The following is a 15,611-nucleotide window of genomic DNA, read 5'->3' as shown; positions in this document are numbered from 1 at the left end:
CTGCTCAGGTTCAGGCCGAACGCGACGCCGTGGCCGCGATCAGCGCCTCGGCGGCCGTGAAGAGCGCCGCGCCGAGGAGCATCAAATCCTTGAGCAGAAAACCGCCCACTGGACTGGTGGGCTCCAAGACCCCAGGCGTCGTGACGAGGAAACTCAGGGTCATGACGAACATGCCCGAGGCGGCGAGGCTCGCGAGCCCCGAGAGTCGCGGGGCCCACCGCCGCGTGGCGATGAACAAACCCATGCCAACCTCGACAACTCCAATCAGAGCGGATGTGGTGCGCACGCTGAACACCGCGTACAACCACGACATGAACGGCGAGTATTCGATCAGGGGCTTGATCTCCTCGGCTTCGAACGCGAAGAACTTGAACGTGCCGTACAGCAGGATGATGAAGACGAGCCCATAGCGAAGCAGCCCGATGGCCACTGTCTGGAGGAATTGGAGACGGACCTCGTGGGAATGACCAGCCTCGGAAGAGGCGGGAGCGGGCGCTGACGTTGTCATGTGGGGCTCTTGTGCGCGCGAGGGGTAGGCAGGCGACCACGCTGCACGATTTGCGTTGTATATGCGCCGAGCATATAATGCAAGGAATGGATGGGGACAACATTGGAAACGTGCTGGGCGCTCTCGCGGAGTGGGTCACGGCGCAGGTGCGGAGCGCGGTGGCCCTGGAGGGCCTGAACCCCGCCGAGGTGAGCGCCTTGTTGCTCCTCTCGAAGTATCCCGACCGCTCGATTGAATTGCTGAGGGCGCCCCTCGACCTGTCGCACTCAGGTTGTGTCCGGCTCGTCGATCGGCTCGTTCAGGGAGGTTATGTGGAGCGGCGCGAGGGCGAGGATGCCCGCAAGGTCGCGTTGCACCTCACCCTCCAGGGCCGTGAGTTCGCCCGGACCGCGAGGGAGCAGCGCGCCGAGGCCCTGGCACGTCTCCTTCACGGACTGGATGCGGAAGAGCGGGAGCGCCTGGGGCGGCTCGCGAGCAAGCTGCTCGAGCAGTCGGTTCCTCAAGCGAGCACGGCGATGAAGGTCTGCCGGCTCTGCGACTACGACGCCTGTGTCGAGTGCCCGTTCGATGGGTTGGGCCCCTGACGGCCTGGACCATGGGCGGCGATGGCATCGAGCCACGCAGCGCGGCACGTCCCTCGTGCTTTCAACGTTCCGCGAGCGCACGCGCCATTCGCCGCGCGCTCTCGGGGCCGACGGGAGAATAGAAGAGGACTCGAAGCGTGCGTGCGTCCGGCTCGATGTGCATCAGCGTCACGTGCGCGAGCTCGATGCGGCCGGTTCCGGGGATGTCGACGACCTTCGTGCCCTCGGGCTCGGCATCCAAGTCATGCAGCGTCCAGAGTCGGCGGAACTCGGGGCTCCTCGCCGTCAGCTCGTCCACGAGTTCCTGGAACCGCTCATGCGCACTCGCGCGCGCGGCTTCCGCGCGAAAGCGCGCCACGAGGTTTCGTGCGTGGGCCTCGTGCTCCACCGTGACGAGCGGCGGTCCCTGGCCGAGGAAGATGTTCCGCAGGGCATTCGTGCCACGCCGATCACCCCAAAGCTTCAGCGCGGGCTGGTTCATCGCGACGACGTCCCAGCGCATGGTCGAGACCGTCACCGGATGGTGATGCGCCTCGATCGTGCGCGCGAGCAGGGGGCTCACGAGCGGCGGCGTCGCGGCCACCGGACGGGGCGAGCGACCTTGGGCGAGCTCGAACAGGTACGACCGTTCCGCCGCATCGAGGCGCAGCGCGCTCGACAGTCGCTCGAGCAGCGCCTCCGACACGTGGATGTCGCGACCCTGCTCGAGCCACGTGTACCAGCTCACCCCCACCTCGGCGAGCTGCGCGACCTCCTCGCGCCGCAGCCCTGGCGTGCGCCGCCGCGCGCCCTCGGTCAGCCCCACATCGGACGGCCGCAGCCGCGCCCGGCGGGTCCGGAGAAAGTGCCCCAGCTCGGAGCGCGGAGACGACAGGGACGCGGCGGTCACGGGCCGCAGTCTAGCGCAAAGAATCATCGTCCAAACTGAGTCTGGAGCCGTTCGGGCACGCGCGCGCCGTGAATGCGAATGTGAGCCGAGGCCTCCTCGATGCGCTGCAAGTCGCCCGGCGTCAGCTCGATGTCGAGCGCGCCCAGGTTCTCGTCCAACCGGTGCAACTTCGTGGTGCCGGGGATGGGAACGAACCAAGGCTTCTGGGCCAGCACCCAGGCAAGCGCGACCTGGGCCGGGGTGGCTCGCTTGTCGTCCGCGATGTGCTGGAGCAGGCGGACCAGCGCCTGGTTCGCCTCCATCGCGTCCTGGGAGAAGCGCGGCAGGAGCCGGCGGAGGTCGTCGTCGGCCAACGGCGTGTGGGCGTCCATCTTGCCGGTCAGAAAGCCTTTCCCAAGGGGGCTGTAGGGCACCAGCCCGATGCCCAGCTCCTCGAGGGTCGGAATGATCTCGGCCTCATGCTCTCGCGTCCAGAGTGAGTATTCGCTCTGCAACGCCGTCACGGGATGCACGGCGTGCGCGCGGCGGATCGTCGCCGCGCCGGCCTCCGACAAGCCAAAGTGTTTGACCTTCCCTTCGGCGATCAGGTCCTTCACGGTGCCAGCGACGTCCTCGATGGGCACCTCCGGGTCGACACGATGCTGGTAGAGCAGGTCGATCCGGTCGGTCCGCAAACGCCTCAGAGAGGCGTCCGTCACGCGACGTATCTGCTCGGGTCGGCTGTCGACCCCTGACAGCGGGCTCGGCCCGTTCTCGCCATGCTTGATGCCGAACTTGGTGGCGATCACCACCTGGTCGCGCACTGGCGCGAGTGCCGCACCGACCAACTCCTCGTTGAGAAAAGGTCCGTAGACTTCCGCGGTGTCGAAGAGCGTGACGCCGCGGTCAACCGCCGCGCGCAGCAGCTTCGTCATGTCCGCGGTGTCCTTGGGAGGACCGTAGAAGAAGCTCATGCCCATACAGCCGAGGCCGAGCGCCGATACTTCCAATCCCTGTCCAAGCTTGCGCTTTTGCATCTTGATCCTCAGCCGTTGACGTTAGCGAGCGTTCTTCGGTGCTCTGCCCAGGTTTCCCAGGAACTCGATCATCCAGCCCGGGTATTCGGTGGGCAGCGCGCTCACCGTGTCGAGCTCGGCGATCTCGGCGGGGTCGAGCACGAAGTCGCTCGCCTTCAGGTTGTCCCTGAGCTGCTGCTCGTTCTTCGCGCCGACGATGATCGCGGAGACGTGGGGCTTCGCGAGCAGCCATGCGAGCGCGACGCACGCGACGCTCGCGCCCTTGGCGTCGCCAATCTTCCGCATCGCGTCGATGCAGTCGAAGGCGCGGTCCTTGTTGACGGGCGGGAAGTCGAAGCGGGCGCGGCGCGAGCCGTCAGGGCCCTTGCCGTCACGGCCATACTTTCCGGACAGCAGGCCCCCGGAGAGCGGGCTCCAGACCATGAGCCCCATCTGGGCGTCGTTCAGGAGCGGCACGAGCTCGCGTTCGAGATCGCGGGTGGCGATCGTGTAGTGGGCTTGCAATGACTCGAAGCGAGCCCAACCACGCTGCGCCGCGATGCCGTTGGCCTTGGCGAGCTGCCAGGCCGCCAGATTCGAGCAGCCGATGTAACGCACCTTGCCCGAACGGACGACGTCGTCGAGGGCACGCAGTGTCTCGTCGAAGGGGGTCACCGGGTCGAAGCCGTGAATCTGGTAGAGATCGACCCAGTCGGTCCCGAGGCGCTTCAGGCTGCCTTCGATGGAGCTCAGGATGTGCGCGCGGGAGAGGCCCTGCTGGTTCGGACCCGTGCCGACCTTGCCGCGCACCTTCGTGGCGAGCACGACGTCCTTGCGACGCGCGCCGAGGGCCTTGCCGAGGATCTTCTCGGACTCGCCCTCGGAGTAGACGTCCGCGGTGTCGAAGAAATTGATGCCGCTCTCGAGCGAGAGGGACACGAGTTCGTCGGCCTCGGCCTGGGCCGTCTTTCCAATGGGCTCGTAGAAGCCCTTCCCGCCAAAGGTCATCGCTCCGAAGCAGAGTTCCGAGACGTAAAGGCCCGTGCGGCCGAACAGTCGATAACGCATGCGTCATTCCCCTTCATGCAGGCCACCGGATGCCTCGATCGGCCTGCTCATGGCGCTCACGATACGACCGGCGTGAAAGGGTGCCAGAGGGAGCTTTTATCCTGGGACCGCCACCACCCGTCTCAGCGGCTGTCCATCGGGGCGCGCGGGCGGCTCAAACGATCCGGCAGGACTCGTCGAAGCTCAGCCGCGGTCCGCGCGGGTAGAGTTTCGACTCGTCGCCATAGCCCAGCGTGCAGAGGAAATTCGACTTCCAGGTCGTCCCCTGGAAGAAGCTCTGGTCCACCAGGGCGTTGTCGAAGCCCGACATGGGGCACACGTCGAGCCCCAGCGCGCGGGCCGCGAACATCATGTAGGCCCCTTGCAGGGAGCTGTTCCGGAAGGCCGTCGCCTCGCTCAAGCGAGTGTCATTGGCGAAGAGCTCGGTGGCGTCGTAGGCGGGGAAGAGCTTCTTTGAATGCGCGAAGAAGCGCTCATCGAAGGCGACGATCGCGGTCACCGGGGCGGTGCGGATCTGTTCGACGTTGGAGCCCATGACACACGGGACGAGCTTCTCTTTCTCCGCGGCGCTTTGCACGAACAGCAGCCGGGCGGGCATCGCGTTGACCGAGGTCGGTCCCCACTTCATCAGTTCGTAGATGGCCCGCAGCGTGTCTGGGGTGACGGGCTGATCGGTCCAGTGGTGGTGCGATCGGGCCTCGGTGAAGAGTTGTTTCACGGAATCCGGCGAGATGGGCGGGCGCATGTCGTGCTCCTTCCAGAAAGATCGACGCGCAATCTCCCGCGAAACACCGGTCTTGTTAAGGCCGGATAATCCGGAGATATTCTCCGGCAGGGCGGACAATGGGCATGGACCTCAATGCGGCGCTCGTCTTCGTGCACGTCGTGAACAGTGGAAGTTTCACGGGCGCGGCGCGCGTGCTCGGGATTCCCGCCTCCACCGTGAGCGACCGGGTCGCCGCGCTCGAGGCCTCCCTCGGAAGCAGTCTGCTCACGCGGACGACGCGCACCTTGAAATTGACCGACGTGGGGCGCGAGTTCTTCACGAAGGCCGAGGCCGCGGTGAATGCGTTGCTCCACGCGGGCGAGGAGGCCTCCCAGGCGCAGCAGCGCCCGACGGGCGTCTTGCGGATGACGGGGCCGAGCGATTTCGCGACCCGGGAGATCGCGGAGTCGATCGCCGAGTACCATGCGAGGTTTCCGGGCGTCCGGGTCGAAACCCATCTCAGCAATCGTGCGGTCGACGTGATCGCGGAGGGGTTCGACATCGCGATTCGCGGCGGCGACCTCGACGACTCGAGCCTCATCGCGAAGCCCATCGGTGCGGGATGCCAGATCCTGGCGGCGAGTCCGGCCTACCTGCGCCGCGCTCCCGCGATCGACGCACCGGAAGAGCTCTCCCGGCACCCCTGCATTGGCTTCCTGATGAGCACGAGGAAAGGCGCGGAGCCGCCGTGGGTGCTCCGGACCGCCGCCGGCAAGACGACCCGCGTGAAGCCGGGGATCACGAACGCATCGACGTCATTCGCGATGATCATCGATCTCATGAAGGCCGGTGAGGGCATCGCGCTTCTTCCGGAGACGTTGATTCAGGACGAGCTCGAGGAGGGAGGGTTGATCCGGGTCCTCCCTGGATGGTCCACGGCGCGCGCGCCCGTCCACCTCGTCTATCCCCGGCATCGCTTCGCGTCACCGAAGATCCAGGAGATGCTTCCCATCCTGGAGCGGCGGCTGCGCGCACGACTCACCACGCGGCCCGCGCGGAGGTGATCGTCGGCCCCGGTCTGGTAGACTCCTCCAGGCGCGCCATGAGCTCATCTTCCTCGCAATGCCCTTGGGCCGGCTTTCTGGGCACCTGGGTTCTGATTCCCGAATCCTGCAACCACGAGCAGGGGCTGCCCCCGCGCGCGGGCTGGTACGTCATCTCCGAGGCCGAGGGGCGCCTGACGTTCACGATCGACTGGGTGGACGCCGCGGGTGCGAGCCACCAGGTCAGCTTCTCTGGCATTCCCGACGGAGCGCCCGCTCGTTTCGCGGGAGGCGAACTGGCCGATGCGCTCGCCGTCTCGGCGCCTTCCGCGCGTCGCCTCGATTCAGTGGCGTTCAGGGGCGGCCAGGCGCTGATGTTCGCCGAGCGGCAGCTCGATGACGTCGGAACGACGATGCGTGTCGTCCAGCAGGTGAAGCTTCCCGACGGGTCGCGCCCCACGAACGTCAGCCTGTACCGGAAACATCTTCCGAGCTGAAGGGATGATGCTCCGCACGGCGCGGAGCGGCTCCCGCTGAGAATCAAGGGAGGGCGGGGCACAGGAAATGCTCCGCCCTCCGTGCTTCTACAGCAGCTTGTCGAGGGTGATGGGCAAATCCCGCACGCGCTTGCCGGTGGCGTGGAAGATGGCGTTGGCCACGGCGGCGGCGACGCCCGTGGTGCCCACCTCACCAATGCCCTTGATGCCCAGCGGGTTGACGTGGGGGTCCTTCTCCTCGACGAAGTGCACGTCGATGTCCGGCACGTCCGCCTGCACGGGCACGTGGTAGTCCGCCAGGTCCGCCGTCATGACGCGGCCCGAGCGCGGGTCCCGCAGCGTCTCCTCGGTGAGCGCCATGCCCAGGCCGAAGATGACGCCGCCGGAAATCTGACTGCGCGCCGTCTTGGCGTTGAGGATGCGGCCGGCGGCCATGGTGGTGACGACGCGGCTGATGCGCGCGGTGCCCAGGGCCTCGTCCACGCGCACCTCGATGAAGTGGGCGCCGAAGGCGTGCGAGCTGTACTTCTTCTCCTCGGGCTTGGGGGCCGCGTCGCCCTTGCCCTCCACGTGGGGGAGGTTCTGGCGCGCGAGCAGTTGGGCATACGTCTCGCCCTTGCTCTTGTCCTTGCTGGAGAAGAGCCGGCCGTCCTCGACGAGCACGTCCTTCTCGGCCAGGCCGCTCAGGGGCGACTGCTTGTCGGCCACGGCGAGCTGGACGAGCTTCTTGCGCGCCTCGGCGGCGGCGGTCTGCACCGCGGGCGAGGCGGAGGCGGTGGTGGACGAGCCGCCCGCGAGCGGGCCCAGGGGCAAGAGGCTGTCCCCCATCTCCATGCGCACCTTGCCCACGGCCATGCCCAGGGCGTCGGCGGCCACCTGGGTGAGCACCGTGTAGGCGCCCGTGCCTAGGTCGGACGCGCCGCACTGCACGAGCGCCGAGCCGTCCGGCATCACGCGCGCCACGGCGGAGGCCGGCGAGCGCATGGCGGGGAAGGTGGCGGTGGCCATGCCCCAGCCGATGAGCACGTTGCCGTCCTTCATGGAGCGCGGCGCGAGGGGCCGCTTGGCCCAGCCGAAGCGCTCGGCACCCGTGCGGTAGCACTCCAGCAGGGACTTGCTGGACCAGGGGTGGCCGTGCTCGGGATCCGTGTCCGCGTGGTTGATGCGGCGCACCTCCAGCGGATCCATCTTCAGCGCGTGGGCCAGCTCGTCCATGGCGCTCTCCAGCGCGAAGGTGCCGGGGGCCTCACCCGGGCCGCGCATGAAGGTGGGCGTGCTGACGCTCAGGCGCGCCACCTGCTGGGCCGTGGTGACGTTGGGGCACGCGTAGAGCATGCCGCTCACGCCGGTGAAGAGCTCCGCGAAGCTGTCCTCCTCGGACAGCTCCGACTGGCCCGTGTGGCGCAGGGCGGTGAGCTTGCCCTTGGCCGAGGCGGCGAGCTCCACCTTCTGCTCGGTGAAGGGGCGGTAGCCCACCTGCATGTTCATCTGCCGGCGCGTGAGCACGAGCTTCACCGGCCGGTTCACGTGCTTGGCCGCGAGGATGCTCAGCACCACGTGGGCCCAGGGCAGCGCCTTGCAGCCGAAGCCGCCGCCGATGTAGCGCGCGAGCACGCGGATGTTCTCCTGCGGCATGCCGAACAGCACGGAGAGGAACTGCCGCATGAAGAAGACGCCCTGGTTGGCGTCGTAGAGCGTGAGGTGCTCGGGGTCGTCCCAGACCGCCACGGTGGCGTGGGGCTCCATGGGGTTGTGCGTCTCGGCGGGCGTCGTGTACGTGCCCTCCACGCGCACGGCGGCGGCCTTGAGCGCGGCGGCCACGTCCCCGCGCACGTGCCCGGGCGGGGGTCCGCCGAAGATGCCCGGGGCGGGCTCGATGCGCGCCTTCTTGAGGTCCAGCGTGGCGGGCTTGTCCACGTAGGTGGTCGTCACCAGCGAGGCGGCGTGCGTGGCGCGCTCCAGGCTGTCGGCCACCACCAGGGCGATGGGCTGGCCGTTGTAGAGCACCTCGCTGTCTTGCATGGCGGTGACCCGGGGCAGCACGGAGATGGCGGCGTACTGCGCCAGGCCCGCCAGCTTGGGCGTGTTGCGCGGGGTGAGCACCGCGAGCACGCCCGGGGCCTGCTCCGCCTCGGCCGTCTGCATGCGCAGCACGGTGCCGCGCGCCACGGTGCTCTGGACGATGACGGCGTAGGCCGTGTTGGGCAGCGTGTGCTCGGCGGCGTAGCGCGCCTGGCCCGTCACCTTGAGCCGACCATCCACCCGGTCCACCGGGGGACCCATGAGCTTGTTCGTCATGACTTGCCTCCGAGCGTCGTGAGGGACCGCACGATGAGCCGCCGGGCCAGTTCCACCTTGAAGCCGTTGTGGGCGCGCGGCTGGGCGCCCTCGAGCGCCGCGGTGGCCGCCGCCTCGTACAGCGCGGGCGAGGCCTGCTGGCCGATGAGCTTCTGCTCGGCCGCCGTGGCGCGCCAGGGCTTGGTGCCCACGCCGCCCAGCGCGATGCGGGCCGTCTTCACGCGGCCCGCCTCCAGCTCCAGCACCGCGGCCACCGAGGCCAGGGCGAAGGCGTAGGAGGCGCGGTCGCGCGCCTTCATGTACAGCGAGCGGCGCGCCGCGGGCAGCGCGGGCAGGTCCACGGAGAGGATGAGCTCGCCGTGCTCGAGCACCGTCTCGCGCTCGGGCGTGGAGCCCGGCAGGAGGTGGAACTCGGTGAAGGGCACGGTGCGCTCACCCCGGGGGCCGAGCACCCGCACGGTGGCGTCCAGCGCCGCGAGCGGCACGCACATGTCCGAGGGGTGGGTGGCGATGCAGGCGTCGCTGCCGCCGAGCACCGCGTTGGAGCGGTTGATGCCCTCGAGCGCCGAGCAGCCCGTGCCGGGCGCGCGCTTGTTGCAGGCAGTGGCCGTGTCGCGGAAGTACGGGCAGCGCGTGCGCTGCATCACGTTGCCGGCCACGGTGGCCATGTTGCGGATCTGCCCCGACGCCCCGGCGAGCAGCGCCTGGGAGAGTGCGGGGTAGCGCTCGCGCACGAGCGGGTGGTTGGCCACGTCGCTGTTGCGCGCCAGGGCGCCCAGGCGCAGGCCGCCCTCGGGCAGTTCCTCCACCTGGGCGAGCGGCAGCTTGCGCACGTCCACGAGGAGCTGGGGGGTCTGGACGCCGAGCTTCATCAGGTCCAACAGGCCCGTGCCGCCGGCGAGGAAGGTGGCCTGGGGCGAGCCGCTGACCTGGCCCACGCCGGCGCCCGGTTCTTGCGTCTGCACGTAATGGAAGGGATGCATGTGCGTTCTCCCGGGAGGGGGTTACTGGGGCTGCCGCCGGACCTGCTGGATGGCGGCGACGATGTTGGGGTAGGCGCTGCACCGGCAGATGTTGCCGCTCATGGCCTCGCGCACGTCCGCGTCCGCAGTGCCACAGGGCTCGGACAACAGGCCCACGGCGCTCATGATCTGCCCGGGCGTGCAATAGCCACACTGGAGCGCGTCGCAGGTGAGGAAGGCCTCCTGCATGGGGTGCAGCGTCTCGCCCTGGGCGAGGCCCTCCACCGTGCGCACCTCGGCGCCCTCCTGCATGAGCGCGAGCGACAGACAGCTCAGCTCGCGCCGGCCATTGACGAGCACCGTGCACGCGCCGCACTGGCCATGGTCACAGCCCTTCTTCGTGCCGGTGAGGTCCATGCGCTCGCGCAGCGCGTCCAGCAGGCTCGTGCGGGGATCCACCTTGAGCGCGCGGGGCTGGCCGTTGACGGTGAGGTGGACCTCCATCTCGCCGGGGGGGGGGGCTCCGGGCGTGGGCCCGGGCGCGGAGGGGGGAGGGGCGGCGGACGTGTGTCCGCAGGCCTCCAGCAGCAGGGCCCCGCCCACGGTGATCGTGGTGGCGGTGGCGATGAACTCGCGGCGGGTGGCGCCTTCGGGCACGTCGGAGGCGGGGGCCTCCGGGCGCGAGGCGTCCTCGGGAGGGAGCGACTTGGGGTCCGTCATGACAGCTCCAGTCTGATGACAACGGACGGGAGGCTAACGCGAAGACAACTCGCGCGCGCCAAGACATTCCAGGATTCGTTGACCCCGCTCACCCCAGGTGGGTGGGTGTCAGTCCGCCGTCGCGGTGAGCACACCATGCAGCAGCGCGAGCACCACCGTGTACGCGAGGAGCTGGGGCGCGACGAACGCGATGCCGAAGCGCTCGGCCACGAAGCCCGCGGCGCTCGGGAGCACGGCGATGCCCACGGTGCCCGCGCTCACCTGGAAGCCCACGGCGTGCGCGGCCACGTCGCCGCCCACCCGCCGGGGCGTCTCCGACATGAGCGCGGGGTAGATGGGCGCGATCGCCAGTCCCAGCAGGCCCAGGCCCAGCGCGGGGGGCAGGGCGGGCACGGCGAAGAGCAGCGCGGCCAGCACCGCGAGCCCCATGCTCCCGCGCAGCAGGCGCACCGGACCGAGCCGCTCCACCACGAAGCCAGACAGCACGCGGCCCACGAACAGGCTGCCCCAGTAGAGGCTCACCCAGGTGCCCGCCTCCGCGGTGCCCAGGCCCCGGCCCTCGGTGAGCACCGTGTAGCTCCACTGGCCCGCGGTCACCTCCACGCCCACGTAGAAGAAGAAGATGAGGCTCTGCAGCCGCACCCGTGGCCGGCGCAGGGCCTCCAGGGCGGTGGTGGTGGGGGGAACGCTCGTCTCGGCGGGCGCCTCGGACGCGTCCGGCGCGCGCGTCCAGCGCTGGCGCATGGCGAGGAAGACGAGCGCGAGCAGGGCGAGGATGCCCCCGAGGGTGGCGTAGCCCGCGCGCCAGCCGGCGCCCCGCGCGAGCAGGGTCGTCATGAGCACCGGGCCCAGCGTGGCGCCGATGCTGTAGGCCGCATGCAGCCACGTCATGTGCTTGGGGCCGAAGTTCCGCGCGGCGTAGGTGTTGAGCGTCGCGTCGATGGCGCCCGAGCCGAAGCCGATGAAGCACGCCGCGCCCAGGAAGAGCACGAACACGGGCACGGTCGCGTAGCCGAACAGGCCCAGCGCCACGAGCGCCGTGCTCAGCGCCAGCAGGCGGCCCACGTGGAGCGCGCGCAGCAGCCGTCCGGCGAACATGCCCGAGGCGAAGTAGGCCGTCGCGCTCGCCGCGAGGATGGCGCCCATGCCCACCTGGGGCAGGGCGAACGTGTCACGCAGGGACGGCCAGGCGAGGCCGAGCACCGCGTCCGGCAGCCCCAGGCTCACGAAGGCCAGATAGGCGAGCGCGAGCAGCGCGGGACGGGGACGCACGAGGCTGGAAACGGCGGAGGCGGGGGAACCCATGGCGGCGCAACCTAGTGCACCGCCGGTTCCTCCCGCCTCTCAATCCGACCGACCGTGGGGGTGGCGCGACGCCACTAGAGCTTCACGATCTCCACGTCATCCATGTGGACGAAGTTGGCGCCGTCCGCCGTGGTGGCCTGGGTGTGGAAGCCGAACTCCAGGTAGCCCGAGGTGACGTTGATGGTGGGCGTCTCCACGAGCGTCCAGCCGCTGTAGGTGCCCAGGTTGGTGTACACGGGCGCCGCGGAGCCGCTCGTCTTGCCCTGCAGGCGGGCGATGGGGAAGTTGCCACCCTTGCGCACCCAGGCGCGCACCTTGTAGCTGCCGTTGGCCAGGCCCGTCTTCACCTGGTACGTCCAGGTCTCGAAGGGCGCGCCGCTCCAGTGCGTCAGGTGGTAGGAGCCCGTGCGCGCGCCGTTGTACGTCTCGCTGATGGCGGCACCCGCGGTGCCGTTGGGCGTCCACGTGGTCCAGTCAGACAGGCCCGACTCGAAGCTCGCGTTGGACACCGAGCCGCTGCCCGAGGGCGGAGGCGTGGTGCCGCCCTTCTGGTACCAGCGCACCCACTCGACTTCCATGGTCTTGGGCTGGCCCTGCGTCAGCGCGATGCTGCCGGCCGCGGGGAAGCCGTACCAGTTGCCGCCCATGGCCAGGTTCAGGATGAGGTAGTGGTTCTGCTGGAACTCGGACTCGTTGTGGTAGAACGTCGTGCCCGCGTACCGGCCGTCCAGCCGGAACACCATCATGCCGGCGTCCCACTCCACCTCGTAGGTGTGGAAGGAGTCGGCCAGGTTGCCGCTGCCGCTCTGGCCGGTGCCCCAGTCGGCCTGCTGGTTGTTGGCGTTGGCCCAGTGCACGGCGGACTTCATCCACGAGGGCTCGTTGGAGTGCCACTCGAGGATGTCGATCTCACCGCTGGCGGGCCAGCCGGCCTGCTGCACGTTGGAGCCCAGCGTCCAGAAGGCCGGCCACATGCCGTAGCCCGAGGGCACCTTGATGCTCGCCACGATCTTGCCATAGCGCCGCTCCACCTTGCCCTTGGTGTGCAGGCGGCCGGAGAACAGCGTGCGCTGGTGGCTGCCGCACCGGGTGTCGCTCACGGTGGTGGGGCTGGTGCGCTCGGCCTTGATGATGAGCTTGCCGCCGCTCACCGAGACGTTCTGCGTCCGGGGGTACTCGATCTCACCCGTGCCGAAGTTGCAGTTGTTGGTGACCGGATCGAGGTCGCTGTTGAGCGTGGTCCAGTTGCCGGTGTTGAGGCTCGAGCCCTCGAACTCGTCCGACCAGCCCAGGCTCCAGCCCGAGCCCGGGTTGTAGTCGAGCTCGCCCTGCACCTGTCCCACGACCTCGGGCGCCTGGGCGGGGTTCACGTCTTGCTCGGCGCCGTCCATCGCGCAGCCAGAGAAGGCCGTCAGCGCGCAGGCGGCCAGGAACTTCGAGGTAAAGGTCGGTCGGGACATGTTCGTGCCTGGGATCGAGAAAGGAGCCTTCGGGGCTGAAACGAGTCAGTCCCGAAGGCTCTTCAATACCAGAAATCACGGTTTATGAGAACAAGACAGTGAAAACTGTTCTTGTCTTGTTCCCCAGTCGACTGACGCGGCGTGCCATCCGCCCGGGGCTCAGGGCACCTGGGTGCCGTCCATGTTGGAGGGCTCGGAGAGGAGCGCGCCCTTGAAGGCGCGCACCCGGTAGAAGTAGTTGCCCGAGGGCACCTGCTTGTCCACGAAGGCGCGGACGTTGGCGCCCACGCGGCCCACTTCCTGGAAGTCGATGGGCCAGGAGGTGACGCCGCGCTCGACGAGGAAGCCCTCCTCGCTCTGCGAGGTGTCCGTCCAGCGCAGGGTGATGTCCTGGCCGGAGCGCTGCGCGTAGAAGCTGGTGGGCGTCTCCAGGGTGGTGGCGGTCACCTGGACGGTGGTGGTGGCGGAGGCGGTGGCGCCGCGGTTGTCCTTGACGGTGAGCGTGACGGTGAAGGTGCCGCCGCGCGTATAGGTGTGGCTCGCCGTGGCGCCCGTGGCCTGCGTGCCGTCGCCGAAGTTCCAGGCATGGCTCTCCAGCGTGCCGTCCGGGTCCGCGGAGCCCGCGGCATCGAAGGCCGTCACCAGCGGGGCGGGGCCCGAGGTGGGGGTGGCGGTGAGCTTGGCCACGGGCGGCTGGTTGCCGGTGGCGCTGCCCGAGGGGAGGACGATGAGGGTGACGCTCTGGCTGGGCACGCTCGTCTTCACCACGCCCGCCTCCACGGCGAGGTCCGCGAGCGGGGTGATGGCGTTGGCGGACGTGAGCTGCCACACCTGGGCCTTCTGTCCGGAGCTGAAGCCCGACACGTTGAGCGTGACGGCCGTGTCCCCGGAGAGCACCTTGCTGATGACCATGACGGTGAGGGCCCCGTCGCTCCCGCGCTCGGCGGCGAAGGCGGACAGGTTGTCCGGGTTGGCCACGGCGCAGGCCACGCTCGTGTCCCCGAAGGTGGACTTGAGGCCGTCATAGTTGCGGTAGAGCTTCATCGCCTTGTAGGTGGGCGTGGTCGCCGCGGGCGTCTCCCAGCGCGCGGCGTAGTCCAGGCCCTCGCGGCCGAAGATGCCGAGGATCTCCGCCTGGGTGGTGGCGCCGTTGATGTGCCCCTCGGCGCCCCAGTTGTACTCGGTGATGCCCACCGCGGTGTCGGGGTAGTAGGTGGCCACCCACTCCTTGAGCCGGGGCACCAGCCGCACCTTGTCGTTGATCCACGTCTCGTCCACGTAGTTCGCGTCCCACAGCGAGCGCGTGGAGCGGTTGCGCCGCAGTTGCATGGCGCTGGAGGTGTCGGTGCTGAACTCGCCGCCCTGCGGGTAGTAGTGCACGGTGAACACGTCCAGCAGCCGCTGGCCCGTGGACTGCTCGTGCTTGTGGAACTGGTCGAGCAGCCAGGGCAGGTAGTCCCAGTCCCCGTTGGCCTCGCGGTCCGGGTAGCGCGTGTAGCCGCTCTTGGGGCCCTCCTGGTGGTCGTAGCCGCTGTAGAGAAAGCCGCTCCAGCCCCACTCCTCGGGGCCCATGATGAGGGCCGCCGGGTCCACGCTCTTGACCATGGCGGCGTGCGCCAGGTGCTTGTCGCGCAATTCCTTCATGGTGAGCCCCACGGGCTGCGCGTCGCGGTGCGTCTGGTGCCAGAGGCTCGGCTCGTTGTCCATGATGTAGAAGCGCTGGCCGCCGTTCGCCGCGCCGCCCCAGCGCGCGAGCAGGTGCTCCACCCAGCCCTTCTGGAACTCGGGGGTGGATGCCACGTTGGCGTCCGCCGGATCGTTGACGATGTTCTGCCCGCTGGCGAGCACGCCATTGCCCGCGTCCGGGTAGTACGCCCGATCGCTGTCCTGCTGCGCGCCATACTTGGCGACGGAATAGCTGCACATCTTCGCGCGGCCCGGACCCAGGTTGGCCACCCAGCCGACGAGCGGGATGGTGATGAGCGGCTCGGCGCCCGCGGCGCGCGTGCTCTGGATGAAGGCATCCGCCTCGCCCCCCGGCTCCGGGCTGGAGTAGGGCAGACTCTCGAAATAATAGTCATTGGCGCGGTTGGCCGCGTTGAGCTTCCAGTTGTAGCGCGAGGTGGCGTTGCCGCCCCGGCGGTTGAGCGGCGCGTTGAGATCCGCCAGCTGCTCCTGGGTGCCATATGCCACGCCATAGATGAACGGATTGATGGCGTGCCGCCCGGCCGCCACGTTGATGTCCACCGTCGCCGCCGCGTTCTGCGCCCACACGGGAGAGGACAGACACAGGCCCAGGCCCAGGAGCCACGGCATCGACTCCTGTTGGAGTTGCTTTATCTGCGTGTAGACGGACCCGTTGCCATGAAGACGACGCTGCCACTTCATCCGTTTCCCCCCTTGCATGGGTACTCCCCATGCTCTTGACATCCGGGGCAAACCTTGAACACGCGCAATACATCCAGCAACCTGCACCCGGGATGGAATCCGCGCGGAATGAGTCTCGCTTTATGGCGGCGTGGCAAACCGCGGCGGTTCACCCGATGCAAGGCATTGGGCTCGTCCCGGAAGCGGGG

At 68.9% G+C, this 15,611-nt stretch carries 14 protein-coding genes; 3 read left to right on the top strand and 11 right to left on the bottom strand.

Translation table 11 applies throughout. From position 1 onward, the window contains the following. Positions 1 to 10: 10 nt before the first annotated feature. Positions 11 to 508: a DUF417 family protein gene (locus I3V78_RS35105; protein WP_204494764.1), complete on the bottom strand. Its 498-nt coding sequence runs from the start codon at positions 506 to 508 to the stop codon at positions 11 to 13. Positions 509 to 618: 110 nt separating this feature from the next. On the opposite strand from I3V78_RS35105, the gene I3V78_RS35100 reads away from it, so the two are divergent. Next, the gene (locus I3V78_RS35100; RefSeq protein WP_204494762.1) at positions 619 to 1,092 is read left to right on the top strand and encodes a MarR family transcriptional regulator; all 474 of its coding nucleotides are present in this window, start codon (positions 619 to 621) and stop codon (positions 1,090 to 1,092) included. Between the two features lie 61 nt (positions 1,093 to 1,153). On the opposite strand, the gene I3V78_RS35095 is transcribed toward I3V78_RS35100, so the two are convergent. From I3V78_RS35095 to I3V78_RS35080, 4 genes are all read right to left on the bottom strand, one after another. Beyond that, entirely contained in the window at positions 1,154 to 1,981 is an 828-nt protein-coding gene (locus tag I3V78_RS35095; protein WP_338023823.1) for a helix-turn-helix transcriptional regulator, read from the bottom strand. A gap of 23 nt (positions 1,982 to 2,004) precedes the next feature. Continuing rightward, positions 2,005 to 2,997, bottom strand: a complete 993-nt coding sequence (locus tag I3V78_RS35090) for an aldo/keto reductase (protein ID WP_204494758.1) — start codon at positions 2,995 to 2,997, stop codon at positions 2,005 to 2,007. Positions 2,998 to 3,018: 21 nt separating this feature from the next. Beyond that, a complete protein-coding gene (locus I3V78_RS35085) occupies positions 3,019 to 4,044 on the bottom strand; it encodes an aldo/keto reductase (protein WP_204494756.1) in 1,026 nt (341 codons plus the stop codon). A 154-nt stretch (positions 4,045 to 4,198) separates the two neighbouring features. Further along, a complete protein-coding gene (locus I3V78_RS35080) occupies positions 4,199 to 4,789 on the bottom strand; it encodes a malonic semialdehyde reductase (RefSeq protein WP_204494754.1) in 591 nt (196 codons plus the stop codon). A gap of 104 nt (positions 4,790 to 4,893) precedes the next feature. Here I3V78_RS35080 and I3V78_RS35075 point away from each other — a divergent pair, with 104 nt between their 5' ends. Together I3V78_RS35075 and I3V78_RS35070 are read left to right on the top strand one after the other, a co-directional pair. Further along, positions 4,894 to 5,814, top strand: a complete 921-nt coding sequence (locus I3V78_RS35075) for a LysR family transcriptional regulator (RefSeq protein WP_239576881.1) — start codon at positions 4,894 to 4,896, stop codon at positions 5,812 to 5,814. Between the two features lie 38 nt (positions 5,815 to 5,852). Next, positions 5,853 to 6,290, top strand: a complete 438-nt coding sequence (locus I3V78_RS35070) for a hypothetical protein (protein WP_204494750.1) — start codon at positions 5,853 to 5,855, stop codon at positions 6,288 to 6,290. 87 nt (positions 6,291 to 6,377) lie between these two features. Here I3V78_RS35070 and I3V78_RS35065 read toward each other — a convergent pair whose 3' ends face one another. The 6 genes from I3V78_RS35065 to I3V78_RS35040 form a co-directional block, all read right to left on the bottom strand. Then, positions 6,378 to 8,588: a xanthine dehydrogenase family protein molybdopterin-binding subunit gene (locus I3V78_RS35065; RefSeq protein WP_204494748.1), complete on the bottom strand. Its 2,211-nt coding sequence runs from the start codon at positions 8,586 to 8,588 to the stop codon at positions 6,378 to 6,380. Next, positions 8,585 to 9,571 (bottom strand): FAD binding domain-containing protein, encoded by a 987-nt coding sequence (locus tag I3V78_RS35060; protein ID WP_204494746.1) that lies wholly within the window; start codon positions 9,569 to 9,571, stop codon positions 8,585 to 8,587. Before I3V78_RS35060 ends, I3V78_RS35065 begins: the two co-directional genes overlap by 4 nt. 21 nt (positions 9,572 to 9,592) lie before the next feature. Then, a complete protein-coding gene (locus tag I3V78_RS35055; RefSeq protein WP_204494744.1) occupies positions 9,593 to 10,270 on the bottom strand; it encodes a (2Fe-2S)-binding protein in 678 nt (225 codons plus the stop codon). A 108-nt stretch (positions 10,271 to 10,378) separates the two neighbouring features. Then, complete coding sequence (locus I3V78_RS35050) at positions 10,379 to 11,575, bottom strand: MFS transporter (protein ID WP_204494742.1); 1,197 nt, start codon at positions 11,573 to 11,575, stop codon at positions 10,379 to 10,381. A gap of 74 nt (positions 11,576 to 11,649) precedes the next feature. Then, entirely contained in the window at positions 11,650 to 13,035 is a 1,386-nt protein-coding gene (locus I3V78_RS35045; protein WP_204494739.1) for a glycoside hydrolase family 16 protein, read from the bottom strand. 159 nt (positions 13,036 to 13,194) lie between these two features. Next, entirely contained in the window at positions 13,195 to 15,423 is a 2,229-nt protein-coding gene (locus I3V78_RS35040; protein ID WP_239576879.1) for a glycoside hydrolase family 44 protein, read from the bottom strand. Positions 15,424 to 15,611 lie beyond the last annotated feature (188 nt).

This window comes from Archangium primigenium (assembly GCF_016904885.1).
GTDB lineage: Bacteria > Myxococcota > Myxococcia > Myxococcales > Myxococcaceae > Cystobacter > Cystobacter primigenius.
Note: the sequence above shows the minus strand (reverse complement) of the source record. Positions and strands in the feature narration are given on the sequence as shown.

Coding starts and splice junctions, on each gene's coding strand:
- I3V78_RS35105 (WP_204494764.1), bottom strand. CDS start 508: ATGACAACGTCAGCGCCCGCTCCCGCCTCTTCCGAGGCTGGTCATTCC.
- I3V78_RS35090 (WP_204494758.1), bottom strand. CDS start 2,997: ATGCAAAAGCGCAAGCTTGGACAGGGATTGGAAGTATCGGCGCTCGGC.
- I3V78_RS35085 (WP_204494756.1), bottom strand. CDS start 4,044: ATGCGTTATCGACTGTTCGGCCGCACGGGCCTTTACGTCTCGGAACTC.
- I3V78_RS35080 (WP_204494754.1), bottom strand. CDS start 4,789: ATGCGCCCGCCCATCTCGCCGGATTCCGTGAAACAACTCTTCACCGAG.
- I3V78_RS35075 (WP_239576881.1), top strand. CDS start 4,894: ATGGACCTCAATGCGGCGCTCGTCTTCGTGCACGTCGTGAACAGTGGA.
- I3V78_RS35070 (WP_204494750.1), top strand. CDS start 5,853: ATGAGCTCATCTTCCTCGCAATGCCCTTGGGCCGGCTTTCTGGGCACC.
- I3V78_RS35065 (WP_204494748.1), bottom strand. CDS start 8,588: ATGACGAACAAGCTCATGGGTCCCCCGGTGGACCGGGTGGATGGTCGG.
- I3V78_RS35060 (WP_204494746.1), bottom strand. CDS start 9,571: ATGCATCCCTTCCATTACGTGCAGACGCAAGAACCGGGCGCCGGCGTG.
- I3V78_RS35055 (WP_204494744.1), bottom strand. CDS start 10,270: ATGACGGACCCCAAGTCGCTCCCTCCCGAGGACGCCTCGCGCCCGGAG.
- I3V78_RS35050 (WP_204494742.1), bottom strand. CDS start 11,575: ATGGGTTCCCCCGCCTCCGCCGTTTCCAGCCTCGTGCGTCCCCGTCCC.
- I3V78_RS35045 (WP_204494739.1), bottom strand. CDS start 13,035: ATGTCCCGACCGACCTTTACCTCGAAGTTCCTGGCCGCCTGCGCGCTG.
- I3V78_RS35040 (WP_239576879.1), bottom strand. CDS start 15,423: ATGAAGTGGCAGCGTCGTCTTCATGGCAACGGGTCCGTCTACACGCAG.